Origin of the sequence: Amycolatopsis sp. lyj-346 (genome assembly GCF_046548975.1) — a bacterium.
Taxonomy (GTDB): domain Bacteria; phylum Actinomycetota; class Actinomycetes; order Mycobacteriales; family Pseudonocardiaceae; genus Amycolatopsis.
Genome location: NZ_JAJPWT010000003.1, coordinates 672,700 through 697,067 on the forward strand (window position 1 = coordinate 672,700; position 24,368 = coordinate 697,067).

At 69.7% G+C, this 24,368-nt stretch carries 21 protein-coding genes; 9 read left to right on the forward strand and 12 right to left on the reverse strand.

Annotation, left to right across the window (positions count from 1 at the left end; translation table 11 throughout):
* Positions 1–30: 30 nt before the first annotated feature.
* The 6 genes from ACLJQE_RS14705 to ddaH form a co-directional block, all read right to left on the reverse strand.
* Complete coding sequence (locus tag ACLJQE_RS14705) at positions 31–1,791, reverse strand: Wzz/FepE/Etk N-terminal domain-containing protein (protein WP_410639727.1); 1,761 nt, start codon at positions 1,789–1,791, stop codon at positions 31–33.
* Positions 1,788–3,146, reverse strand: a complete 1,359-nt coding sequence (locus ACLJQE_RS14710; protein WP_410639728.1) for an exopolysaccharide biosynthesis protein — start codon at positions 3,144–3,146, stop codon at positions 1,788–1,790. Before ACLJQE_RS14710 ends, ACLJQE_RS14705 begins: the two co-directional genes overlap by 4 nt.
* 109 nt (positions 3,147–3,255) lie before the next feature.
* Positions 3,256–4,446, reverse strand: a complete 1,191-nt coding sequence (locus ACLJQE_RS14715) for a glycosyltransferase family 4 protein (protein WP_410639729.1) — start codon at positions 4,444–4,446, stop codon at positions 3,256–3,258.
* A complete protein-coding gene (locus ACLJQE_RS14720) occupies positions 4,427–5,743 on the reverse strand; it encodes a nucleotide sugar dehydrogenase (protein WP_410639730.1) in 1,317 nt (438 codons plus the stop codon). Before ACLJQE_RS14720 ends, ACLJQE_RS14715 begins: the two co-directional genes overlap by 20 nt.
* Before the next feature lie 304 nt (positions 5,744–6,047).
* The gene (locus ACLJQE_RS14725) at positions 6,048–6,707 is read right to left on the reverse strand and encodes a polysaccharide deacetylase family protein (RefSeq protein ID WP_410639731.1); all 660 of its coding nucleotides are present in this window, start codon (positions 6,705–6,707) and stop codon (positions 6,048–6,050) included.
* Positions 6,708–6,789: 82 nt separating this feature from the next.
* The gene (gene ddaH / locus ACLJQE_RS14730; protein ID WP_410639732.1) at positions 6,790–7,635 is read right to left on the reverse strand and encodes a dimethylargininase; all 846 of its coding nucleotides are present in this window, start codon (positions 7,633–7,635) and stop codon (positions 6,790–6,792) included.
* 74 nt (positions 7,636–7,709) lie between these two features.
* On the opposite strand from ddaH, the gene ACLJQE_RS14735 reads away from it, so the two are divergent.
* Complete coding sequence (locus ACLJQE_RS14735) at positions 7,710–8,156, forward strand: Lrp/AsnC family transcriptional regulator (protein WP_410639733.1); 447 nt, start codon at positions 7,710–7,712, stop codon at positions 8,154–8,156.
* A 217-nt stretch (positions 8,157–8,373) separates the two neighbouring features.
* Here ACLJQE_RS14735 and ACLJQE_RS14740 read toward each other — a convergent pair whose 3' ends face one another.
* Entirely contained in the window at positions 8,374–8,763 is a 390-nt protein-coding gene (locus ACLJQE_RS14740) for a hypothetical protein (RefSeq protein WP_410639734.1), read from the reverse strand.
* A 37-nt stretch (positions 8,764–8,800) separates the two neighbouring features.
* Between ACLJQE_RS14740 and ACLJQE_RS14745 the strand changes: the two genes are divergently transcribed.
* The 3 genes from ACLJQE_RS14745 (at position 8,801) to ACLJQE_RS14755 (ending at position 12,817) form a co-directional block, all read left to right on the forward strand.
* Positions 8,801–9,565: an enoyl-CoA hydratase gene (locus ACLJQE_RS14745; protein ID WP_410639735.1), complete on the forward strand. Its 765-nt coding sequence runs from the start codon at positions 8,801–8,803 to the stop codon at positions 9,563–9,565.
* Between the two features lie 259 nt (positions 9,566–9,824).
* Positions 9,825–11,756, forward strand: coding sequence for a 2-oxoacid:acceptor oxidoreductase subunit alpha (locus ACLJQE_RS14750; RefSeq protein WP_410639736.1), 1,932 nt, complete (start codon positions 9,825–9,827; stop codon positions 11,754–11,756).
* Positions 11,753–12,817, forward strand: a complete 1,065-nt coding sequence (locus tag ACLJQE_RS14755) for a 2-oxoacid:ferredoxin oxidoreductase subunit beta (protein ID WP_410639737.1) — start codon at positions 11,753–11,755, stop codon at positions 12,815–12,817. The genes ACLJQE_RS14750 and ACLJQE_RS14755 overlap by 4 nt, the downstream gene beginning before the upstream one ends.
* 108 nt (positions 12,818–12,925) lie before the next feature.
* Here ACLJQE_RS14755 and ACLJQE_RS14760 read toward each other — a convergent pair whose 3' ends face one another.
* Both ACLJQE_RS14760 and ACLJQE_RS14765 read right to left on the reverse strand, forming a co-directional pair.
* Entirely contained in the window at positions 12,926–14,155 is a 1,230-nt protein-coding gene (locus ACLJQE_RS14760) for a hypothetical protein (protein ID WP_410639738.1), read from the reverse strand.
* Between the two features lie 23 nt (positions 14,156–14,178).
* Positions 14,179–15,231, reverse strand: coding sequence for a polyprenyl synthetase family protein (locus ACLJQE_RS14765; protein ID WP_410639808.1), 1,053 nt, complete (start codon positions 15,229–15,231; stop codon positions 14,179–14,181).
* 260 nt (positions 15,232–15,491) lie between these two features.
* Between ACLJQE_RS14765 and ACLJQE_RS14770 the strand changes: the two genes are divergently transcribed.
* The 5 genes from ACLJQE_RS14770 (at position 15,492) to ACLJQE_RS14790 (ending at position 19,247) form a co-directional block, all read left to right on the forward strand.
* Positions 15,492–16,097, forward strand: a complete 606-nt coding sequence (locus ACLJQE_RS14770) for a hypothetical protein (protein WP_410639739.1) — start codon at positions 15,492–15,494, stop codon at positions 16,095–16,097.
* A gap of 168 nt (positions 16,098–16,265) precedes the next feature.
* Positions 16,266–16,676 (forward strand): hypothetical protein, encoded by a 411-nt coding sequence (locus tag ACLJQE_RS14775; protein ID WP_410639740.1) that lies wholly within the window; start codon positions 16,266–16,268, stop codon positions 16,674–16,676.
* On the forward strand, positions 16,673–17,296 hold the full coding sequence (locus ACLJQE_RS14780) for a DUF3558 domain-containing protein (RefSeq protein ID WP_410639741.1): 624 nt from the start codon (positions 16,673–16,675) through the stop codon (positions 17,294–17,296). The genes ACLJQE_RS14775 and ACLJQE_RS14780 overlap by 4 nt, the downstream gene beginning before the upstream one ends.
* Complete coding sequence (locus ACLJQE_RS14785) at positions 17,296–18,594, forward strand: hypothetical protein (protein ID WP_410639742.1); 1,299 nt, start codon at positions 17,296–17,298, stop codon at positions 18,592–18,594. The genes ACLJQE_RS14780 and ACLJQE_RS14785 overlap by 1 nt, the downstream gene beginning before the upstream one ends.
* Positions 18,594–19,247 (forward strand): ESX secretion-associated protein EspG, encoded by a 654-nt coding sequence (locus ACLJQE_RS14790; RefSeq protein WP_410639743.1) that lies wholly within the window; start codon positions 18,594–18,596, stop codon positions 19,245–19,247. Before ACLJQE_RS14785 ends, ACLJQE_RS14790 begins: the two co-directional genes overlap by 1 nt.
* A gap of 49 nt (positions 19,248–19,296) precedes the next feature.
* Here the strand turns inward: ACLJQE_RS14790 and nuoN are convergent, their stop codons facing one another.
* From nuoN to nuoL, 3 genes are read right to left on the reverse strand one after another with little or no spacing between them, the layout of a single operon-like run.
* Positions 19,297–20,868 (reverse strand): NADH-quinone oxidoreductase subunit NuoN, encoded by a 1,572-nt coding sequence (gene nuoN, locus ACLJQE_RS14795; RefSeq protein WP_410639744.1) that lies wholly within the window; start codon positions 20,866–20,868, stop codon positions 19,297–19,299.
* 2 nt (positions 20,869–20,870) lie between these two features.
* Positions 20,871–22,421 carry an NADH-quinone oxidoreductase subunit M gene (locus tag ACLJQE_RS14800; RefSeq protein ID WP_410639745.1) on the reverse strand — a complete coding sequence of 517 codons (1,551 nt, stop codon included), beginning with the start codon at positions 22,419–22,421 and terminating at the stop codon, positions 20,871–20,873.
* Positions 22,421–24,358 (reverse strand): NADH-quinone oxidoreductase subunit L, encoded by a 1,938-nt coding sequence (gene nuoL / locus ACLJQE_RS14805; RefSeq protein ID WP_410639746.1) that lies wholly within the window; start codon positions 24,356–24,358, stop codon positions 22,421–22,423. Before nuoL ends, ACLJQE_RS14800 begins: the two co-directional genes overlap by 1 nt.
* Between the last annotated feature and the right edge of the window lie 10 nt (positions 24,359–24,368).

Below are 24,368 nucleotides of genomic sequence, written 5' to 3' on the forward strand. Positions count from 1 at the left end.
GAGTGCGTTCCCCTTCGGTTGCGGCGCGGGTCAGGAGACCTCCGCGCTCTTTTCGGGCTCGAGGTCGGCGTCGAGTTCGCCCTGGTGCTTCGGCTCGCCTTGGTCGCGTTTGAACGGCGTCGGCCGCTTCGTGGGCTTGACCGGGGCGAATTTCTTCGTCGGCGCGTTCAGGTGGTCCGGGACGCTCACGCTCCCCGGTGGCGGCGGCGAGGCCGGCGGCCGCGGCGTGGCGAGCGCGGCTGGGAGCACCGGCCGGACTGGGGTGATCCGGCGCGTCGGCGGCTCGGTCGTGGCGACGCGCTCGGCGACGCGGGCGACCAGCTCGTCCAGCCGGTCTTCGCGCTCGGCAGGCTTCGCCGCGGCGGCCGGGCGGGCGCGCCCGCGCAGGGCCGTGTGCAGGCCGTCCCACAGCGTGCCGTCGGACTTGTCGCGTGGATCCGGGTCGACCAGCACGACGCCGATGATCGGGATCTCCTGGTCGGCCAGCTGCCGCGCGACGGTGTGCAGCCACAGCGTGTTCGCGTGCCCGGCCTTCACGACCAGCACGGTTTCCTGGCCGAGGTGCGCCAGGTCGGTCCACGCCGTGCCCGGCGACACCGAGCCGACGCCGACGCGGCGTTCCGCCGCCGTCGCGGGCGGGTCGGCGGCGCCGGCCACGGAGACCTCGCTCTTGGTCTCCCGCGCCAGCTTGCGGACGTCCTCGCCCGGCAGGTCGTCGACGACGCTCGCGGCGCCCCCGGCGGCCAGCTCCTCGGCGATGTCCAGGCCGAGCGCGGCGGCGACCCCCGGTGCACCGAGTTCCAGCAACGACACCTCGCGCGGATCCTGCTTGATCAGGCGGACCAGCGTCGTGGCAACACGCTTGCGTTCGGAGACGGCGCGCGAGCGCCGCCACAGCCGGGCGGGCCCGCGCAGCTTCGACGGCAGCTGTGCGATCACGGACGCGCCGAGGTGCGTCGAGATCTCGCGGCGCAGCACCGGCCGGTCGCGCGAGACCGCGCCGACGGCGACGAGCGCGAGCCCGAGGGCCAGGCCGAGCGCGAACCCGATGCCGGCGTTGGTCGCGATGGTCTTGAGGAACGCCTTGGGCAGCACGCGGGCCGCGTCGACGACCTGGGTGCCCGCGGCGACCTGCGGGCTGCCGATGCCGGCCTGCTGGGCGCGCGAGGTGAAGTCCGTGATCTGCGCGGTGAGCGCGGCGCGGCGGCTGTAGAGGTTCTCGAGAGCGGGCTGGCTGGCCTGGCGGCCCTTGCCTTCCTCGTCGACGATCTGCTGCTCGACCCTGGCCAGCTCGTCCTGGGCGTTCTTGCGCTGGTCGAGGATGGCCTGCGACTGCGCGGCCGCGGCCGCCTGGCTGCGCCTGACGTGGTCGGCGATGAACGTCTCGGCCAGCGCCTGTGCCCGGGCCGCGGCCTCCGCGTCGCTCTTGGCCTTGACGGTGATCTGCAGGACGTTGTTCGTCAGCCCGAGGCCCGCGTAGTTCTTCATGAAGTCTTCGGGCGAATCGGTGCTGCCCAGCTTCTTCAGCGCGGCTTCGGCGATCTGGGTCGTCTGCAGCACGGCGACGTCGGTGCGCATCAGCGTGCCGCTGTCGGTCGGCGAGTCGTCCTGGTGAACCACGATGACCTTCGCGACCGCGGTCGGCGGCGCGGGCAGCACGATCGCGAGCGCGGTGCCGGCGATGAGCCCGAGCAGCGCGGTGGCCAGCCAGATCCGCTTGCGGCGGCGGATCGCGATGAACAGCCGCTGGAGGTCGACGAGCGGAGCCGCCGGGGTTTGGGGAGTCGTCACGCCGAACCTGCCAGGGCTTTCTCGGGGGCTTCCGCCGCGGGTCCGGACTTCTCCGGCTCGATCGGCCGGACGGGGTGGGTGAGGACCGCGCCGACGATCTCCTGGCGGCCGTCGGCGCAGGCCTCGGCGAGCCGGACGAGCTGCCACGCGGTGCGCGTGCCGGCGCCGAGCACGACCAGGACCCCGGAGCCGGCCGTGGCGTCCGGCACCGTCGGCCGGTCGGGCGAGAACTCGAAGATCCGCAGCGGCACGGACAGCCGGTCGGCCAGCTCGGCGAGCTGCCAGGCGGCCAGGCGGCCGGTTTCGTCGTCTTCGGCCACCAGCAGCAGGACGTCGGCGGGGCCGGTGGCCAGCCGGGCCAGCACCCGGCGGTAGCGGATGTCGCGGTTGACCTCGTCGGCCGAGGTCGCCACCGGCGGCAGCACCCACGGCCGGTCACTGCCGAGCAGGTGCCGCACCCTGCCGAGGAAGCCGTCGGCCGGGACGCGGTCGCCCTGCGGGGTGGCGACGTCGACGCCGGCCAGGATCGGCGCGCCGAGCGCGGAGGCGATCTGCGGCTCGCCCCGCAGCCTGTGGTCGGTGCGGGCGGTGAACAGGTGGCCGAACACGCCGGCGAGGAAGAACAGCACCGCGCCCCCGGCGACGAACTGCGTCATGGTGGGGGCCGCCGGCGACGTCGGGCGCTGCGACGGCCCGAGCACCACGGTGTTGCCGACGCCGGTCGCGAGGTCGGCCTCGTTCAGGTCGTTGATCGCCTGCTCCAGCGACGACTTGAGGCCCTCGAGCTGGGTGCGGACCTGCACGCTCTCCACGGTCAGGTCGCCGCCGACGTTCTTGGCGAGGTCGCTGATCTTCTCCGTGGTCAGCTTGACCTGCTGGCGCAGCGACTCGCGCTGCTCCTGCGCGAGCTGCACGGAGGCGTCGGCTGAGTTGCTCGCCAGCTGCCCGGAGTACTTGACGAACTGCTGGGCGACCTGGTCGGCGAGCTGCTGGGCGTGCTCGGCGGTGTCGGCCGAGGCCGTGATCGTCACGACGTTGCCCTGCGCGACCGTCGCGCCGACCTGCTTCTTCAGGTCGGCGCCGGTGGGGTGCCACGGCAGCATGGCCGCGGCCCGGTCGAGGACGACCGATGCGGTGGCGATCTCGGCCTGGGTCAGCAGTTCGTCGGCCTGGCGCGGGCCCTGGAGCAGCACGCTGGACGTCGTCTTGTAGCCGGGCGAGAACAGGATCGACGCTCCGGCGCCGACCAGCGCGCCCAGTACGGCGATGGCGGCCAGAAGCCGCCAACGCCGCCGCAGAACCTGCCCGATCAGGGCCAGGCGCACCGTGTCTTCAGTCAACGGCGGGATCTCCATTCCTGAGACGGATACGCCGAACGGATCCACTTGATCGGCCGGTTACCCCAACCGTCGTCCGACCGGGAGCATTGGTTACACGTCCGGTGAGTTCTTGACCTAACGGCGATCAGGACTTCACAGCGTGCTCATACGCGGCTAGCAGGTTCCTCGCCGAGTTCTCCCACGAGAGCGGGCCCGCCACCCTGGCCTGGCCCAGCTTGCCCATCCGGATCCGCTCCTCCGGGTCGTCGAGCAGCCGCGACACCAGCGCCGCGAACGCCGCCTCGTCGTTCGCCGGGGCGTAGACCGCCGCGTCGCCCGCGGACACCCGCGCCTCCCGCAGCTCGAACGAGACGATCGGCTTGCTCATCGCCATGTACTCCATGACCTTGTTCATCGTGGAGACGTCGTTGAGCGGGTTCAGCGGGTCCGGCGACAGGCAGACGTCGGCGGTGGACAGGTAGCGGACCAGGTCCTCGTCGGAGATCCGGCCGGTGAACTCCACCTGGTTGGCCAGCCCGAGCTTCGCCGACAGCGCGACCATGTCGTCGAACGCGTCGCCGGAGCCGACGAACACCGCGTGCCAGTCGGTGCGGCCGATTTCGTCACGCAGCTTCGCGAGCGCGCGCAGGGCGTAGTCGACCCCGTCCTGCGGGCCCATCACGCCGAGGTAGGCCAGCAGGTACGGCTTGCCCTTCTTCAGCTCGGGCTCGGCAGGCACCTCGTGGAACCGCTCGACGACCGGGGCGCTGCGCACCACGAAGACGTCCTCGGGCCGCTTGCCGCCGCGGATCCGGGCGACCTGCTGGTAGCTCTCGTTCGTGGAGATCACGACGTCGGCGGCGCGGTAGGTGGCGCGTTCGAGCGCGCAGACCCCGCGGTAAAGGAGGTCTTGCCCGCGGTCGAACCGGGAGAGGTACAGCTCGGGGCACAGGTCGTGCTGGTCGAAGACGAACTTCGCGCCCTGGCGCTTGAGCAGCTTCGCGACCAGGTACAGCAGGTCCGGCGGGTTGCAGGCGTGCACGACGTCGACCGGCCCGACCTTGCGGGCCAGCCGCAGTGTGTGCCACAGCGCGGTGCCGTACTCCTGGAGGTAGCCGGCGGGCCCGCCGGTCGCCGCCTTCAGCGGATAGCGGTGGATGTGGACGCCGTCGACGACGGCTTCGGCTTCGGTGTCGCGTTTCGTGCCCTGCGGGCAGATCACGTGGACTTCCCACCCGGCGTCGCGCAGGGTCGTGGACTCCTGCCAGACCCGCCGGTCGAAGGGAACGGACAGGTTTTCGACGAGGATGAGCGCTTTACCAGGCAAGGCCGGCATATCCCTCTTCAAGGCGACGCGTCTCGGCGTCGGGCAGGCGGACGAGGTCGACGATCTCCCGGTCGCCACCGTGCGGCAGCGCCGCCAGCACGTCCGGGTCCTTGGTGCCGACGAGCAGGACGTCGGCGTGGTCCATCACTTCTTCGACGGACCCGGCCAGCAGCTGGCCGAGGTGCGGCAGCCTGCTCTCGATGTACTCGCGGTTGGCGCCCATCAGCCGCGAGAGGCTGACGTTGGCGTCGTAGATCTTCAGGTCGTAGCCCTTGCCGAGCAGCTTCTCGGCCAGCTCCACCAGCGGCGACTCGCGCAGGTCGTCGGTACCCGGTTTGAACGACAGGCCGAACAGCCCGACCTTGCGCTTGCCGGTGCGCGCGACCAGGTCGAACGCCCGCTGCAGGTGGTCGTCGTTCGACGCGAGCACGTGCGACAGGATCGGCACGCTGACGTCGGCGCGGTGCGCGGCGTAGACGAGCCCGCGCAGGTCCTTCGGCAGGCACGAGCCACCGAAGGCGAACCCGGGCTTGAGGTAGGCGGGGCTGATGTTGAGCTTGGTGTCGGCGAGGAAGACGTCGATCACCTGGTGCGAGTCGAGGCCGAGCGCCCGGCAGATCGAGCCGAGCTCGTTCGCGAAGCCGATCTTCAGGCCGTGGAAGGAGTTGTCGGCGTACTTCGTCATTTCCGCGACCGGGATCGGTACCCGGAAAACCGGACCGGGCAGGCCCTCGTACAACGCCGCGACGGCGTCCCCGCTGGCCGCGTCGATCTCGCCGATCACGGTCTTCGGCGGGTCGAAGAAATCGCGGACGCTGGTGCCCTCGCGCAGGAATTCGGGGTTCACCGCGACGCCGAAATCGACCCCGGCCGTGCGGCCCGAGGCCTTCTCCAGGATCGGAACCAGCAGGTCGAGGCAGGTGCCGGGCAGCATCGTGCTGCGGAAGACGACCGTGTGCCGCTCGCTCTTCCTGGCGAGCGCTTCGCCGATTTCCTCGGCCACGCGCTCGAGGTAGACCGTGGAAAGACTGCCGTTCGGCGCCGACGGCGTACCGACGCAGACCAGCGAAATCTCGCTGTCGGCGACGGCTTCGGCGACGTCGGTCGTGGCTCTCAGCGCGCCGCTCGCGACCACCTCCGCGGTCAGCTCGCCGATCCGCTCCTCGACCACCGGGGCGTTGCCCTGCGTGATGAGGTCGATCTTCACCGGGTTGACGTCCACGCCGACCACCCGGTGTCCCTGCCCCGCCAGGCACGCGGCGGAGACACAGCCGACATAACCGAGCCCGAAGACACTGATCTTCACGCCAAAACCTCCGCTTTTCCACGCGACCCTCAAGTTGGTCGGCGGCCACCCCTGGATCGTTACCGCGGGTGTGGCGAACGGGGGACAGCGTGAGACTGCGGTGAGACGCAAGGGATTCGGGTGAAAATTGCGTCTCGATCCGGTACGCGGGCCGTCGGCGGACCGTGGCCGAGAACCACGGTTCGCCGCCGGGCGGTAAAAAAATGTCAGCGGCCCTCTGGTTAGGAAACTTTCCTTATGACGGCGGAAGGCGGCGACCTGTTGGCCGGAACACGACCGGCCGGCCGGCTCCGGCGGGTGACACCTAACGGGCAGCGCAGCGGAAGAAGCGGCTCACCCAGTGCGCGGCCCGCCGCCGGGAGCCGGCGAGAACGCCGTCGAGCCAGTCGCCGTCGAGGTCGTGCGGGAGCTCGGTGCGCGCCTGCAGCCAGCCGTCGCGGCGGGTCGCCCCGCCGTCGCTGGAGTAGACGCGAGTGGCGCCCGCCTGCCGCAGCCGAGCGAGCACGCGCCGGTCGTAGGCGCCGAACGGCAGCGAGTAGCGCCGCACCGGCCGGCCGCACAGGTCGCCGAGCAGCTTCGGCGCGTCCTTCAGCTCGCGGTCGGCGTGCCGGTCGTCGAGCCGCCGCCAGTCGCGGGGTTCCCAGCCGTGCGAGCCGATCTCCATCCCGGCGCGCACGAGCTCGCGCAGCCCGTCGCGGTCGAGGTACCCGCGCTGCCCGAGCCGGCCGGCCAGGGGGAAGAACTCCGCCTTGAGCCCGCGGTCGGCCAGCCGCGGCAGCACGATCTCGACGTCGGAGTCGTTGCCGTCGTCGAAGGTCAGGTGGACGTCTTCGCGCTCGGCCGCGACGTCGAGGACGCGCTCGAACTGGCCGATGGTCAGCCAGCGCTCGTCCTCACCCGGATCGAGCGGGCGCGCCGGCCGGCCCACCCCGTGCACGGCAAGGATCACCGTCACCACTCCCACCGCCTGCCACCGCGAGTAGTCGATTTGTTACTTCGATTAATCGCGATGGCAAACGGGTGAGTTACACTTTTTCGCCCGCCGGTTATCCCTTCCGGATTTCCAGCGTGCAGCACTTCGGGCCACCGCCGGCTTTCCGCAGCTCGGAGATGTCGACGTAGACCGGCTCGTACCCCCGTGCGACGAGAAGTTCACCCAGACGGGTGGCCTCGACGGGCAGGACGACGTTGCGGCCGTCGGACACGCCGTTGAGGCCGAAGCACTCGGCGTCTTCCCTCGTCGCGAGCACCGCGTCCGGGAACATCCGCGCCAGCACGCGGCGCGAGCCGGCGGAGAAGGCGTCCGGGTAGTAGACGATCTGGGCGCGGGTCGTGTCCGTCGTCTCGGCGAGCACGAACAGCGCGGTGTCGAGGTGGTAGTAGCGCGGGTCGACCAGCTGCAGCGAGACGACCGGGACGCCGAGGACCTCCTGCGCCTCGGCGTGCGCGGCCGGGTCGGTGCGGAAGCCGGTGCCGGCGAGCAGCACGGAACCGGTCCAGGCGAAGTCGCCTTCGGCCTCGTTGATCTTCTCCGGCATGGTGATGTCGCGGTAGCCGTGCTCGACGAACCAGCGGCGGAAGTGCTCGGCCTCGGCGGCGCGCTGCGGCGCGCGGAACCGCGAGCCGAGCACGCGGCCGTCGACGACGGTGCCGGAGTTGGCGGCGAAGACCATGTCGGGCAGGCCGGGCTGGGGCTCGATCTCCTCGACGGTGTGGCCGAGGCGGCGGTAGGTGTCGCGCAGCTCGGTCCACTGCGCGACGGCGACGTCGGCGCTGACCGGCTGGGTCGGGTCCATCCAGGGGTTGATCACGTAGTCCACCGCGAAGAAGCGCGGCGGGCACATCAGGTATCGGCGGGTGGTCGGTACGCGCGTGGCCAGTGATCCCTGCATGATTGCAGGGTAAGGCGCGCCTAATATCGCAATCAATCGCTGTTCGCTGCGCGTATCTGTGCTAAGTGTTGCGTGTGAACACCATCGACCAGCGAATCGTTTCGTGCCTCGTGGCGAACGCCCGCTCCAGCTACGCGGAGATCGGCAAGGTGGTCGGCCTGTCCGCGCCGGCGGTGAAGCGGCGGGTCGACCGGCTGCTGGAAACCGGCATCTTGCGGGGCTTCACGGCGGTGGTCGACCCGGAGGCCCTCGGCTGGGGAACGGAGGCGTTCGTCGAGGTCACGTGCCAGGGCAACATCACGCCGGCCCGGATCCGCGCCCGCCTCGAACCGTTGCCCGAGGTACTGGCGGCGTACACGGTCTCGGGCGCGGCGGACGCCATCGTCCACCTGAGGGCGGCGGACATCCACCACCTCGAGACGGCGCTGGAGCGGCTGCGCGGGCTGGAGATCGTGGACCGGACGGTGTCGACGGTGGTGCTTTCGAAGCTGCTGGAGCGGCCGCCGACGCCGGAGCAGTAAGCGGCACGGCCGGGCGATCGGCAGCCGCCGGGGCGAGGGCGGGCCTCCGCCCCCCGGTCTCCAGCTTACCGGCGGGGACCGACAGTTCCGGGTGAGTGCGCGGCGCCGGTGCACAGGTCAGCGACCCTGTGCACAAGTCCGCGTCCCGAGCCGACGAGATCGCGAAACCGTCGGACCTCGCCGATACGCTGGACACCGGGGGCCGGAGGCGCGAGCGTCAGCCGCCCAGGGCGCGCAGCACTGCCGGTGCCTCGTCCGGGTGGAGCCTCAGCTCCGTCCGGCCGCCGGCCGCGTGGAACGTCACCGCCTGCTGGTCGACCGCCTGCATCGTGAGCTCGCCCGGGTCGAACACCGCCGGCTCCTCACGCGGAGTACGCCACCGCACCGGACCGTCGCCGACCACCAGCCAGCCTCGCCGCTCGCGGCCGGACGTCAGCTCCTCGTCGCGCAGCACGCACGGGTACTCCACGGGCTCGCCGCGGGCCGCGGCCGCCGCTCGGGCGCGGCGGCGGCGTCCGCCGAACAGCTCGACCGTGTCGATCATCGTCAGCAGGTTGCCCGCCAGCACGATGACGCCCTTGACCAGCACCCCGACCAGTTCCCCCATGCGTCCAGTAATACCGGACCGTGCCACGCTGGGGCGCATGACCGACCGCATCGTCAGCGACCACTCCGGCGGCGTCGCACTGCTGACCGTCGACGCGCCCGGCAGCCGGAACGCGCTGACCCTCGACCTCTCCGCGCAGCTCGCCGCCGCCGTCGAGGCCGCGGAACGGGACGAGTCCGTGCACGCCGTCGCCGTCACCGGGACGCCGCCCGCCTTCTGCGCCGGAGCCGATCTGTCCGCGCTCGCTACTGCCGGCGAAGCCGGCCTGCGTGCCATCTACGAAGGCTTCCTCGCCGTGGCGCGGTGCGAGCTCCCGACGATCGCTGCCGTCGGCGGGGCTGCCGTCGGGGCCGGGCTGAACCTCGCCCTCGCCGCCGACGTCCGGCTGGCCGGGCCGCGCGCGAAGTTCGTCGCCCGGTTCCTCGAACTCGGGCTGCACCCGGGCGGCGGCATGACCTGGATGACGCAGCGGCTCGCCGGCCCGCAGCAGGCCGCCGCCATGACGTTGTTCGGCGAGGCGCTCGACGCCGAGGCCGCGGTGCGGGCCGGACTGGCGCTGCGTGTGGTCGAAGGCGGCCATGACGAACTGCTGACGGCCGCGCGTGAGCTCGCTCACCCCGCCGTCGCCGCTCCACGGGAGGCGTTGATCGCCGCCAAGCGCAGTCTTCGCACCACCGCGGGCCTGGCCGAACACAGTGCCGCCGTCGACGTCGAGATCCGGCCGCAGCTGGCCTCACTGGCGTCACCGGAGTTCGCCGAACGGCTTTCCCTGCTGCGGGACCGGATCCGTTCTCGCCCGTGACTCGAGCCGACGGCCCTACCCTCCGGGAGACACGCATCACAACGCGGTGCAGCAGCTACCCGTTACCATCGGTTACAGGTATCTGACGTACCTGCGAAAGAGGCATTGAAGAGCATCGATGAGGTCGCCCAACAGCCGGGACACTACCAACATCGGTGTTGAGGGCGAGCTAACCTCGAGAGTAGACCTGGTGAGCGCAGCCGCGGCACCGGCAGGCGAACGGAAGCCGTACCGTCGGGAGAAAGGGAATCCCTGACCCATGAGCACGAGCGCGAGTGCGAACGGCAACGGCGCTGGTCACGGCTCGCTCGCCGCAACCAGGCCGACCGAGGTCAGCAAGCTGGACCGGGTGGTCATCCGGTTCGCGGGCGACTCCGGTGACGGCATGCAGCTGACCGGCGACCGCTTCACGTCCGAAGCCGCCGCGTTCGGCAACGACCTGTCGACGATGCCGAACTTCCCCGCCGAAATCCGCGCCCCACAGGGCACCATCCCGGGCGTCTCCAGCTTCCAGGTGCACTTCGCCGACTACGACATCCTCACCCCCGGCGACCGGCCGGACGTGCTGGTGGCGATGAACCCGGCCGCGCTGAAGGCGAACCTCGCCGACGTCCCGCACGGCGGCACGATCATCCTCAACACCGACGAGTTCATCAAGCGCAACCTGACCAAGGTCGGCTACGCGACGGACCCGCTGGACGACGACACGCTCGCGCCCTACCAGGTGCACCGGGTCGCCATGTCGGCACTGACCCAGGGCGCGCTCGCCGACACCGGCCTCGGCAAGAAGGACGCCGAGCGCTGCAAGAACATGTTCGCGCTCGGCCTGCTGTCGTGGATGTACCACCGGCCGACCGAGGGCACCGAGCGGTTCCTGCGCGAGAAGTTCGCGAAGAAGCCGGACATCGCCGAGGCCAACATCCTCGCCTTCCGCGCGGGCTGGAACTACGGCGAGACGACCGAGTCGTTCGCGACGACGTTCCAGGTCGCGCCGGCGAAGCTGAAGCAGGGCACCTACCGGCAGATCACCGGCAACACCGCGCTGGCCTACGGGATCGTGGCCGCCGGGCAGCGCTCCGGGCTGCAGATCCTGCTCGGCACGTACCCGATCACCCCGGCGTCGGACATCCTCCACGAGCTGTCCAGGCACAAGCACTTCGGCATCATCACCTTCCAGGCCGAAGACGAGATCGCCGGCATCGGCGCCGCGCTCGGCGCGTCCTACGGCGGCGCGCTCGGCGTCACCTCGACGTCCGGGCCGGGTGTCGCACTGAAGTCCGAAGCCGTCGGCCTCGGCGTGATGGTGGAGCTGCCGCTGGTCGTCATCGACGTCCAGCGCGGGGGCCCGTCCACCGGGCTGCCGACCAAGACCGAGCAGGCCGACCTGCTGCAGGCGATGTTCGGCCGCAACGGCGAATCGCCGGTCCCGATCGTCGCGCCGCTGTCGCCGGCGGACTGCTTCGACGCGGCCGTCGAGGCGACCCGGATCGCGCTGAAGTACCGCACGCCGGTGCTGCTGCTCTCGGACGGCGCGATCGCGAACGGCTCCGAGCCGTGGCTGATCCCGGACGTCGAATCGCTGCCCGACCTGCGGGTCGAGTTCGCCACCGAACCCAACGCGGACAACGACTCCGGCGAGTTCTGGCCGTACGTCCGCGACCCCGAGACCCTCGCTCGCACGTGGGCGGTCCCGGGCACCCCCGGGCTGCAGCACCGCATCGGCGGGCTGGAGAAGGCCGACAAGACCGGCCACATCTCCTACGACCCGGACAACCACGACAAGATGGTCCGGCTGCGGCAGGCGAAGATCGACGGCATCGACGTCCCCGACCTCGTCGTCGACGACCCGAGCGGCGGCAAGGCCCGCGTGCTCGCGCTCGGCTGGGGCAGCTCGTTCGGCCCGATCGGCGCGGCCTGCCGGCGCGTGCGCAAGCTCGGCCTGCCGATCGCGCAGGCCCACCTGCGGCACCTCAACCCGTTGCCGGCCAACCTCGGCGACGTCCTGCGCAGCTACGACAAGGTCGTGGTGCCGGAGATGAACCTCGGGCAGCTGTCGCTGCTGCTGCGGGCGAAGTACCTCGTGGACGTCCACTCGCACACCAAGGTCGCCGGAATGGCGTTCAAGGCCGAAGAGCTGCAGAACCTGTTCTCGGAGATCATCACCGGCGTTGCTACGGAGGCGGCGAAATGACCGCAATCGATCTGGGGATACCCAACCTCGGTGGCCTGGACCTCGTGCCCACCACCGACGAGCCGCAGAAGGCCAAGGACTACAAGTCGGACCAGGAAGTCCGGTGGTGCCCGGGCTGCGGTGACTACGTCGTCCTGAACGCCGTCCAGTCGTTCCTCCCGACGCTCGGCCTCAAGCGCGAGAACATCGTGTTCATCTCGGGCATCGGCTGCTCGTCGCGGTTCCCGTACTACCTGAACACCTACGGCATGCACTCGATCCACGGCCGCGCGCCGTCGATCGCGACCGGCCTGGCCACCACGCGGCCGGACCTGTCGGTGTGGGTCGTCACCGGCGACGGCGACGCGCTGTCCATCGGCGGCAACCACCTGATCCACGCGCTGCGGCGCAACGTGAACATCAAGATCCTGCTGTTCAACAACCGGGTCTACGGGCTGACCAAGGGCCAGTACTCCCCGACGTCCGGGCCGGGCATGGTCACGAAGTCGTCCCCGATGGGTTCGGTGGACACGCCGTTCAACCCGCTGTCGCTGGCGATCGGCGCGGAGGCGTCGTTCGTGGGCCGGGCCATGGACTCCGACCGCAAGGGCCTCACCGAGGTCCTGCAGGCCGCGGCGCAGCACCGCGGGTCGGCGCTGGTCGAGATCTACCAGAACTGCCCGATCTTCAACGACGGCGCGTTCGACGTCCTCAAGGACGCCGACGAGGCCGCGGCGCGCCTGATCCCGCTACGTGCGGGCGATCCGATCCGCTTCGGCCCGAACCAGGAGTTCGGCGTCAAGCGCGGCGACTGGGGCGGGCTGGACGTCGCCAAGGTCGCCGACATCGGCGAAGACAACATCGTGGTGCACGACCCGTCGATCGCGGACACGTCGTACGCGTTCGCGCTGTCGCGCCTGGGCGACCAGAGCCTGAACCACGTCCCGACGGGCATCCTCCGCCAGGTCGAGCGCCCGACGTACGACGACGGCGCCCGCGCCCAGGTCGAGGAGGCCCGTGCGGCCCGCAAGCCGGACCTGCAGGCCCTGCTGCGCGGCAAGGACACCTGGACGGTCGCGTAACCGAGAACCGCCGAAGGCCACCATCGGGACTCCCGATGGTGGCCTTCGTGGTCTCACGGTCACGCCGGTCGGACAGCTGTCCCGGATTCCGGGCCGCCGGGCCGGACCTCAGCCGAGCGGCCGGAACCCGACCCGCTCGGCGTCCTCCGCGGTCCGGAACCAGACCTCGGCGACCATCTTCGGGAACTGCGCCGATTCCTCGGTGCAGTACCGCAAAGCCGTCACGCTGGCCTTCACGGCGAAACTGTCGCTGGGTGCGCCGCCGCCCGGGCGCGGCATCGCCGAACCGGGTCCGAACGGGCCCGGCGGGACCGAGTCGCCCGCCGCCTGGCGGGCCGGGGGCGGCTCCGGCGCCACGACGCCGGCGGCCGCCTGGTTCGGCTGGACCGACGGCTCGAACAGCGAGCCGCTGTGCGCACCCGCCAGGTCGGGCTCGCGGCGCTCCACCGTGCGCATCGACGGCTGGATCGGCTGCGGCGCGTCGAACCCGCCGCGCACCGCCTCCCGCGGCTGCCGCTTCGGCAGCACCTGCGTCGCTTCGGCGGGGGTCTCCGGCGGCACGTCCAGCTCGGCGGCGATGTCCCCACCGAACGCGTACTTGGGCGGCTCGGCGTCGTCTTCCTCGTCCCGCACGGAACCGGGGTGCTCGCCGATGTAGCGCGTGCGCTCCACCGGCTCTTCGAACGCCGACCGCTGGGACGGCGCCTCGTGGTCGAACCAGTCCGGCTCGGCCGCCGCCTCGCCGGACGGCGGCCGGAACAGCGAGCCCGCGGGGTCCGGGCCGGGTTTCTGCGCGAGCCGCGACAGGGCGGGCAACTCGGGCTCCGCGTCGTCGTCGAACGAATCCCCGGCCGGGACCAGGTACTGCGTCGCGGTGGCGCGGTGGGGGTCTTCGGGCTTCGGTTCGGCGTCCGGCGTCAGGAACTGGGTGGCCGCGCTCCGGTACGGGCCGTCCTCCTCGAGCTCCGGCTCGGGCACGCGGACGGGTTCCGGCTCCGGCGGGATCCGCGGCGGCACCTGGGCGTCCAGCTCGGCGAAGTCCTCGTCGATGTCGTCGTGGACGTCGTCGCGGTGGATCGGCGGCGCGGCGACCAGCGTGCCGGGGTAGGAGGTCTCCTGGCGGGAGGGCTCCGGTTCGGGCCGCCGGAAGGCCTGGCCGCCACCCACCGCGGCGGCGTTCGCCGGGGTGCGCGCGGCGTCGGCGTGGGCCTGGGCCAGCGAGCTCTCCAGCCGGCGGACGCTCTTGCGGAGCGGCAGCACCAGCACCAGCCAGGTGAGGATGGCCCCGACGAAGAACGCGGCCAGGCTCCACAGCCAGACCTGTCCGAATATGGACATCTTTTCCTGCCCCTGTTAAGTGCTCAGCGCGTGCGCGCGACCAGGTAGTCGGCGACCGACTCGCACGCGTCCCGGGCGGGTGACGCGGGGAGCGCGGTGAGCTCGGCTCGCGCGCGCTGAGCGTAGTCGGAAAGGGTGACGCGTGCTCGATCGAGTCCGCTACTGACCCGCAGCAGCTCCAGCGCCTCCTGCACGAGCGCGTCGTCGGCGATCGGGCCGGACAGCAGCTCCACCAGCCGGGGGTCGGTGGCCGGGTCGGCCAGCGCGTACAGCATCGGCAGTGTCCGGACGCCTTCGCGCAGGTCGGTGCCCTGTGCCTTGCCGAGCTCGTCGGACGGCGACGCGATGTCGATGATGTCGTCGGAGATCTGGAACGCGGTGCCGATGATGTCGCCGAACCGGCGCAGCGCCTCGACGTGCGCCTCGGCGGCGCCGGACATCATGCCGCCGAAGCGGCCGGACGTGGCGATCAGCGAGCCGGTCTTCTGGGCGATGACGGTGAGGTAGTGCGCGACGGCGTCGTCACCCGGTCCGGGTCCGACGGTCTCGCGCATCTGGCCGGTGACCAGCTCACCGAAGGTCTCGGCGATGATCCGCGCGGCGTCCGTGCCCAGGTCGGCGACCAGGCGCGAAGCGTGCGCGAAGAGGAAGTCGCCGGTGAGGATGGCGATGGTGTTGTCCCAGCGGGCGTTGACGCTCTCGGCGCCGCGCCGCATGGTGGCCTCGTCCATGACGTCGTCGTGGTAGAGCGTGGCCAGGTGCACCAGCTCGACCGCGGCGGCGGCGATCACCACGTGGTCGTCCTGCTTGGGGCCGAACTGCGCGGCGAGCAGCGTGAACAGCGGACGGAAGCGTTTGCCACCCGCCTCGACCAGGTGCAGCGCGGCGTCGTTGACGGCCTGGACGTCACTGCGGACGACGTCACGCAGCAGCTTCTCGACCTCGGTCAGCCCGCCGGCGATCGAGCGCAACAGGGTTTCGTCGGCGATCTGAAGCCCGACCGACGCCCGCAGGTCGTCGAGGGCGCCGCCCGGCGCAGCGGGGAGGGATCCCGCCCCGGGGGCTGGGGAAGGCACAGACACGTCGGCTCCGCTCTACTCGTGCACCGGTCGGTTGCCCCTTGAGCGTAGTGGCTACGCCGCGCGGTCGTTTACCCGCTGTCCTGCGGAAACGGTGACGAACATGACACCGGCCACCGCCACCCACCGGGTGGTTCGTGATCCTCGAAAGGGTGATCGGCGATTCCGGGCGCAACGGACGTCTCCGGCGCGCGGATATTCAGTCGTGGAAGAGCGGCGGCCCACGACCGCTCTCCGGGCGGCGAGGAGAACAGCGGATGCGCAGCACGATCGTCACGGCCTTGGCGGTGACGGGCCTGGCAGCTTCGGCCGTGACGGCCTCGGCGGCCCCCCAGCCGGGCGCGGCGGACATCGGCTCGGCATCGTTCACGAAGGCGGGCTCCCCGGTCACGGTGCCGGCGCAGGGACGGTGCGCCCTCGGCGGCCCGGCAACCGCAACGGCGGCGAGCATTTCGAAGCCGGGAATCACCTTCGGCGGCGGCACCTCGTCGTGCGAGGAAACAAAGCTGACGGCGACGGGCAAGAACTTCGAGCTGACGGCGCTGATGAGCGCGGGAGGGCCGAGGGTGAAGCTGTCGAGCTTCACGGTGACGTGCGAGGCGGCCCAGACCCAGACGACCGCGAACTGGTCGTACGGCGGAATGTCGGGAATCCCGAACCCCCCGAACCCGGTACCGGCGGGCTACGTGGCCCCGATCAAGAAGGCGGACGGAACGGCACTGGCGAACGCGGTGTTCAACACCCAGGAGCTCCCGGGCGACGGAAGCATCGGGTTGACGATGTTGCGCATCGAATTCCTCCCGCAATCGGGCATTTCCGGCCACGTGACATTGGGCCGAACAAGCTGCGCACCAACCCCATAGCCGTCCCGAGGGCCGCGGCTTGGGAGAAAGCCGAGAGGACCGCCGCGGCCCTCGTGACCTCGCTTTTCCGAGGAGGGAACCCTGGTAGGGTGCGAAACGTCGGATACGCAGGGTGCTCGGGGTGGAGCACACTGCAAGCTAGGGGAGAGCTGATGACGACGGTGCGCTGTGTCTGAAGGACCGGTTTACGACCCGGGCGGCAATTGGCAGCTACCGGGCCCGAACGGCGTTCCGCACGCCGGGACCTACGGCGGCGGTGATGCGGGGGCGGGGTTCGAGTACGACGAGCAGACGCTTCGTGAGCTGATGCACGAGTGGAACGACCTGGCCAACGAGTTCCGCGACGATCAGCAACGCGCACAATTGCTGGCTCAGGCGCAGGGTCCTGGGCTCGAGTACGCAAGCGAAGGCAATGCCGAGCAGATCCGCAGCTCCGGCATAGCGTTGCTGGCCACACTCGGCGAGCGAGAACGATACTGCCGGTCGATGGCGAAGAAGTTCGAAGCGGCATTAGGCAGATACGCAGCCATCGAAGACGCGAACAACACGGAGATCAGGCAGACCGGAGGCACGCTTTGATCCGCCGGATTGTCGTTCTGCTCTGCGTCTCAGTGCTGGCGCTGGCGGCCTGCACCGACCGCATGGATGGCACTGCATCACCGTCTACTTCCGGCTCGCAGCCGACTACTGCGCCTTCATCGGCTGTCCCGGGCCCCGGCGTGCCAAAGGTCGCCAACCCGCTCGACGTCAGCCACTTCCGGCAAGCGCCGTGTGACTCACTCACCGCCGAGCAGGGCCAGGAGCTTCTCGGCCCGGACGTCACAACCCATCCGGCGGTCGACGATCAAGCCGGCCCCACTTGCCGTTGGAACGTCCCCGCGGTGTCCCAAGCCGGCGTCGCGGTGACCTACTTCAAGACAACTCAGCTCGGACTGACCGGCGTCTACCGGGCGAAGGACACCGTGTATCCGTTTTTCCAGCCACTCGACCCGATCGACGGCTACCCCACAGTGGCTTTCGGTCAGATCGACGAGAGAAGCACCAAGGGGCGATGCCTGCTCGCGCTCGGCACGAGCGACACTCAGCAAGTCGATATCGCCATCTCCCTGTCAGAAGGGAATATCGGGAAGAAGGATCCTTGTACAGCCGCCCATGATGTGGCGGCAAAAGTTCTGGAAAACCTGCGGAAGGCGAACTGATGGTCACCGAGGGCCCGTTGACGGCAGCGCAGATATACGAACAGGTTACCGGCGGGGCCGGCAGCGATTCGCTCGCCAGCGCGCAAGACGGTGCTACGGACCTGACCACCCGGATGGTTGAGCGGGCTCAGCGGATCAGCGCTCTCCGCGCCAAGACCATGGCCGGATGGCAGGGTAATGCCGGCGAAGCGGCTGCTGATGCCACTCGGCCTCTTGTTCATGCTGCCGCTGATGATGCCGTTCATCTTCAGAATGCGCAGAGTGCCGTTGGGGCTCAGATGGATGCCTTTGGTACCGCCAAGAACTCCGTCAAGCCCGTTGCCGCCCAGCCGCCTGAGCTTGACAAGAATGATGTTGTCAATGTCATCACCGGCAAAGGGTGGGATTCCTACAACACCAAAGTTGCCGGGTGGCAGGCGGACAGCCAAGCCAACATCGATGCCTTCAGTGCCTACCACGCCGCCAGCACCGACAACGGTGGGCAGATGCCCGCGCAGTACGCGCAGCTCGCCGGCTCCGGGGCTCCCGTCTCCATGACCACCGACGACGACAAGAAAACCGGGTCCACCGATACCGGCGAGTGGACGCGGAATCCACGGGACACCCAGATTCCCACCCAGGATCGGCAGATCGTTCGACCAGGGCAAACCCAAGTCGAGGACAAGCAGAACCAGAAGCAGACCACAAACCAGCAATACCAGCGGCACCAGCAAAATCAACAGGAACAGCAGATCCGGCCCGGCACCACGGATCCCGGCAACACCCACGCCGACAGCTACGTCCCCAAGCCCGTCCTGCCCGCCGCCCAGGGTGGGTACGAGTTCGGGCCTACCGGGCAGCCCGTCAGCAACCTGACCGGCACCGGCACCGGCACCAACTGGGCCGGCGGGTTCGGGCCCGGGACCGGGCCGTACTCCGGCGGTGGGTACCAAGCCGGACCCGGGACCCCAGGGAGCAGCACAGGCAGCCGGCCAGGTCCAGGAAACGGGCCGAACCAGCCCGGTACCCGGCCAAGCCCCGGCAGCGGACCGAACCAGCCCGGGCCGGGGAACAGCACCGGCACCCGCCTCCCCGAAGAACGCTTCCCCACCTCCGCCCGCGGCTCTGCCGGGCCCCGGGGTGCCAACGGTTTCCCCATGGGTGGTGGCCCCATGGTCGGACGCGGTGGCAAAGAAGAAGACCACGAAAAGAAGAAGGCACCTTACCTGCAGAACCCCGATCCCGACGAAACCTTCGGCGGCTTCACCGAAAAGCCCATGCCGCCGGTCATCGGGGAAAACCGGAACAAGAAACCGTGATGGCCGTTTTCTCGCTGACCACCCTGCTCACCGCCATGCGGCACGTCGGGTGCGGGGATCCGCACCCCGTTTTCGCGAAAGGGCTTCGGTACGTCCCGCCCTCCGCGAAACAACAAGTCTCCCGGGAAGCCTTCGAGGAACTCGGCCCTTACGGCTTTACGCAAGGTGACGGCTTCTCCCCCGAATTCGAAGATCTCCTGCACCTCATCGACCACCCCGCACAGGAATACTCCGCCTACGCCCGTGACACCACCGGGCAGATCGGGGTGCTCGTGGCCGTCAAGGGACCGGACGCGGTCTGCGTGGTCTGCCGGGACGATCAGGTCGAACTCACCGACGTCGACACCCATCCCGCCGATGCCCTCGTCGCCCAGCTGCCCGGCTACCCGCCCGCGGACATCAGGCCCTTTTCGCTGCCGCAAGAGCAGCACTCCCCGGCAAGCGACATCTTCGACGAAGCACGCAGCAGGGAGGCGGAAGAACTCGACGCGCTCCTGCAGCAACCGCACTTCGGCGTCGGGCAGCTCCAAACCGGCGACAAGACCGTCAGCTACCTCGATCTGGAAGCCGGACGAATCGGGATCGCCGTTGCCGACGGCTACATCAGCGTTCTGCCCGGGGCCAACAAGGATCTGAGCCGGAAACTGAAATAAGGCCGCCACTCCCCCGGAACGGGAGAGTGGCGGCCCGGAGAAAGAAACCTCAGAAAGCGAACCCGCCCGAACCGGCCCAGCCGAGTGCGAAGGCCGGGACCAGGCCCAGCACCAGCGTCACCGCCGTGCCGAGGAAGATCGCCGTTTTCGTGCCGAAGCCCGGGACCGAGACCGAAGGCCCGTCCGCCGCCGGCTCGGAGAAGTACATCAGCACGATCACGCGCAGGTAGAAGAACGCCGCCACCGCGCTGAAGACCAGCGCCACGACGACCAGCGGCGCCATGCCGTCCGACAGCGCCGCCGAGAACACCACGAACTTGCCGACGAAGCCCGACGTCAACGGGATGCCCGCCAACGCCAGCAACAGGAAGGTGAAGACGCCCGCCAACAACGGGGAGCGCTTGGCCAGCCCCGCCCACGCCGAAAGGTGCGTTGCCTCGCCCGAGGGATCCCGGACCAGGCTGATCACGCCGAACGTCGCCAGCGTCGTGAAGCCGTACGCCAGCAGGTAGAACAGCGTGCTCGAAAGCCCGTCGCGCGTCATCGCGATCGCACCCACCAGCAAGAACCCGGCGTGGGCGATCGACGAATACGCCACCATGCGCTTGACGTCCGTCTGGGTCAGGCCCAGCACCGCGCCGATCACCATCGAGATGATCGCCACGCCCCAGAGGACTCCGCGCCACTCCCAGCTGGTCGAGCCGAACGCCACCGACAGCACCCGCAGGATCGCGCCGAACGCCGCGACCTTCGTGCACGCCGCCATGAACGCCGTCACCGGCGTCGGAGCGCCCTGGTACACGTCCGGGGTCCAGGTGTGGAACGGGCCGACCGAACCCTTGAACAGCAGGCCGACCACCAACAGACCCAGCCCGGCGAACAGCAGCGTGTCCGACCGGTCCGAACCCGCCGCCGCGGCCGCGATGTCACCCAGCTTCACCGAGTTCGCGTAGCCGTACAGCAGCGCCAGCCCGTACAGGAAGAACGCCGAGGAGAACGCGCCGAGCAGGAAGTACTTGACCGCCGCTTCCTGCGAAAGGAGACGGCGGCGGCGGGCCAGGCCGCACATCAGGTACAGCGGCAGGGACAGCACTTCCAGCGCGATGAACATCGTCAGCAGGTCGTTCGCCGCGGTGAACGCCATCATGCCGCCGAGGGCGAACAACGTCAGCGGGAACACCTCGGTCTGCATGACCGTCGCCGTCTGGGCGCGGTCCTGGACCGTGCCCGGGCGGATGCCGGCCTGGGCGACCAGTGCGCCGCCCGGCTCGACCACGCGATCCGAAATGAGCAGCACCGCGCCGACCGCCAGCGCCAGCAGCGTGCCCCAGAGGAACAGCGCCGGCCGGTCGATCGAGATCGCGCCGCTGAACGTCGTGACGCCGGCCGCGGGCGCGCTGCCCGTCGCGTAGATGACCAGGCTGACGCCGGCCGCGACGATCGACGCCAGGCTGAGCCCGACCTGGATGCCGAACCGGGACCGCTTCGCGGCGAACGCCTCGACCAGCACGCTGACGCACGCCGCGCCGAAGACGATCAGCACCGGCAGCACGGCCGGGTAGTCGATCGACGGCACCTGCACCGGCGGCTCCGGTGCCTGGGTCAGGAGGATGTCGAGCACTTTTACTTGCCTCCCTGGACCGCGGACAGCGTCTGCTGCACCGTCGGGGTGACTGTGTCGAGCACCGGCTTCGGGTAGAAGCCGAGGACGATGATCAGCACGACCAGCGGCGCGAGGATCGCGATCTCACGGCCGTTCAGGTCGCGGATGGCCTTCTTGGCGCCCAGCTCCGGCGCGATCGCCGTGCCCGGCCCCCCGCCGACGCCCACGAGAGCGTCACCACGGACCGGGCCCTGCATCACGCGCTGGTAGAGCCACAGGACGTACGCCGCGGCCAGGACCATGCCCACCGTGGCGAGGATCGTGTACACCGGCTGGTCCACGAACGCCCCGATGAGCACCAGGAACTCGGAGACGAACGAGTTGGTGCCCGGCAACGAAAGCGTCGACAGGCCGGCGAGGAGGAACATGCCCGCCAGCAGCGGAGTCACCTTCGCCATGCCGCCGTAGTCCGAAATCTTCGAAGACCCGCCGCGCGCGATCACCAGGCCGATCACCACGATCAGCATGCCGGTCGCGAGGCTGTGGTTCAGCATGTACGTCGCCGAGCCGACCATCGCCTGCTCGTTGAACGCGAAGATGCCGAGCGAGATGAACCCGAAGTGCGCGATCGAGACGTAGGCGATGAACCGCTTCATGTCCCGCTGGCCCGCCGCGAGGATCGATCCGTAGAGGACACCGATCACCGAGAGCACCAGCACCAGCGGGGCGAGGGTCCTGCTCGCGTCCGGGAACATCGGCAGGCAGTAGCGCAGAAAGCCGAACGTGCCGACCTTGTCCAGCACGCCGACCAGCAGGACGGCGACGCCGATCGGCGCCTCCCCCGCCGCGTCCGGCAGCCAGGTGTGGAACGGCACCAGCGGCGCCTTGATCGCGAAGGCCAGGAAGAACCCGAGGAACAGCCAGATCTGCGTGGACAGCGGCGCGTCGCGCACCACCGTCACCAGCGTGGCCCAGTCGAAGGTGCCGTGCCCGAGCTTGTCCACCGCCAGCGAGTACGCCCCGATCGCCGACGCCAGCATGATCAGGCCGCCGAGGAACGAGTAGAGGAAGAACTTCACCGCCGCGTACTGCCGGTTCGCGCCGCCGTAACCGCCGATGAGGAAGTACATCGGGATCAGCATGATCTCGAACAGCACGTAGAACAGGAAGACGTCGGTCGCGGCGAACACGCCGATGGTGAGCGCCTCCTGCAGCAGGATCAGCGACAGGAACCCGCCCGCGCTGCGCCCCGGCGGGAGCTTGTCCATCGTGCCGAGGCCGCCGACGACGATCGGCACCAGCAGCGCGATCACCGCGATCATGACCAGCGAGATGCCGTCGGTGCCGAACGAGATGTGCACCCCGAAGCTCGGGATCCAGTCGAAGCTCGACGTCATCTGCAGCCGCGCGCCCGAAGGCGAGTAGCTGAGCCAGAACGGAATGATCAGCAGGAGCTCGAGGATCGAGAACGCCAGCGCGGTCAGCACCGCGGCGCGGTCGTTCCCCTTGAGGAACGCCAGCACCAGGGAGCCGGCGAGCGGCACCAGGATGAGGATCAGCAACCAGGTCATCAGGAGAACCTCACCAGCAGGAGAGCCGCCAGAAGCAGGAACGTGCCGCCCAGCATCGACAGCGCGTAGGACCGGACGAACCCGGTTTGGAGCCGCCTCAGCCGGCCGGAGCCGCCGCCGAGGCCGGCGGCCAGGCCGTTGACCGCGCCGTCGACGCCGCGGTTGTCGACGAACACCAGCGCCCGCGAGAGCCAGGTGCCCGGGCGGGCGACCAGCGTCTCGTTGAGGGTGTTGCCGTACAGGTCCTTGCGTGCGGCCCGGGTGACGAACGAGACCCGCTGGGGCTGCTCGACCGGGACGTCACGGCGGAAGATCAGGTACGCGATCACCGCACCGAGCACCGAGAGCGCGACCGCCGCCACCGAGATCACCCAGGCGTCGAACGGCGCGTGGTGCGCCTCCTCCAGCTCGCCGACCGAGGGAGCCAGCCAGTCGCTGAAGCGGTGGCCGAGTGCGAAGAACGCGCCCGCGCCGACCGAACCGAGTGCCAGCACCGCCATCGGGATCCACATGACCGACTTGGACTCGTGCGGGTGGAAAGGTCGTGGGCCGTCTCCCGAAGATCCGCTTGCGGGATCGAGCTCCAACGCTGTGTTGATGTCCTTCCAGCGCTCCTTGCCGAAGAACGTCATCATCATCAGCCGTGTCATGTAGAACGCGGTGAGGCCGGCGCCGAGCAGGGCCGCGCCGCCCATCACCCAGCCGCGCCAGCCGCCCTGGCCGAACGCCGCTTCGATGATCGCGTCCTTGGTGAAGAAGCCCGACAGCGGCGGGATGCCGATCAGGGCCAGGTAGCCGAGGCCGAAGGTGATGAAGGTGATCGGCATGTGCTTGCGCAGCCCGCCGAACTTCCGCATGTCGACTTCGTCGTTCATGGCGTGCATGACCGACCCGGCCCCGAGGAACAGCCCGGCCTTGAAGAAGCCGTGCGCCACCAGGTGCATGATGCCCAGCGCGTACGCGATCGGCCCGAGCCCGACGGCCAGCATCATGTAGCCGATCTGGCTGACCGTCGAATAAGCGAGGACCTTCTTGATGTCGTCGTACGCGCAGCCGATGATGCACCCGAGCAGCAGGGTCACCGTGCCGACCAGCGTGACGATCAGCCTGCCGTCCTCGGTGGCGTTGAAGATGTCCTTCGAGCGGGCCACCAGGTAGACGCCCGCGGTCACCATCGTGGCCGCGTGGATCAGGGCCGACACCGGGGTCGGGCCCTCCATCGCGTCCGGGAGCCAGGCCTGCAGCGGGAACTGGCCGGACTTACCGCAGGCACCCAGCAGGAGCAGGATCGCCATCGCGGTGATCGCGCCCGGCGAGAACTTGCCGTCGCCGACCGCCTGGAACACCTGCGCGTAGCCGGTGGAGCCCGCGTACTTGAACATGATGAAGATGGCCAGCGCGAGCCCGACGTCGCCGACGCGGTTCATCAGGAACGCCTTCTTCGCCGCGGTCGCGGCGGACGGGCGGCCCTGGTACCAGCCGATCAGCAGGTAGGACGCGAGACCCACGCCTTCCCAGCCGAGGTACAGCGTCACGAAGCTGTTGCCCAGCACCAGGATCAGCATCGACGCGACGAAGAGGTTCAGGTACGCGAAGAAGCGGTACCGGCCCTCGTCGTCGGCCATGTAGCCGATCGAGTAGTAGTGGATCAGCATGCCGACGCCGGTGATGAGCAGCACGAACGTCAGCGACAGCGCGTCGATCCGCAGCCCGAAGTCGATCTGCAGCGCGCCGGCCGGGATCCACGAGTACAGCTTGGTGTCCGTCGTGGTGCCCGTGTCGGCGGTGAAGAACAGGATCAGCCCGTAGACGAAGGCGAGCGTGACGGTGGCACAGCCGAGCAGATGCCCCCACGCCTTCGCGCGCTTGCCCGCCAGCAACAGGATGAGCGCGCCGAGGCCCGGGAGGGCCACCAGCAGCCACGATGATGCGGTCACTCGGGGGTCT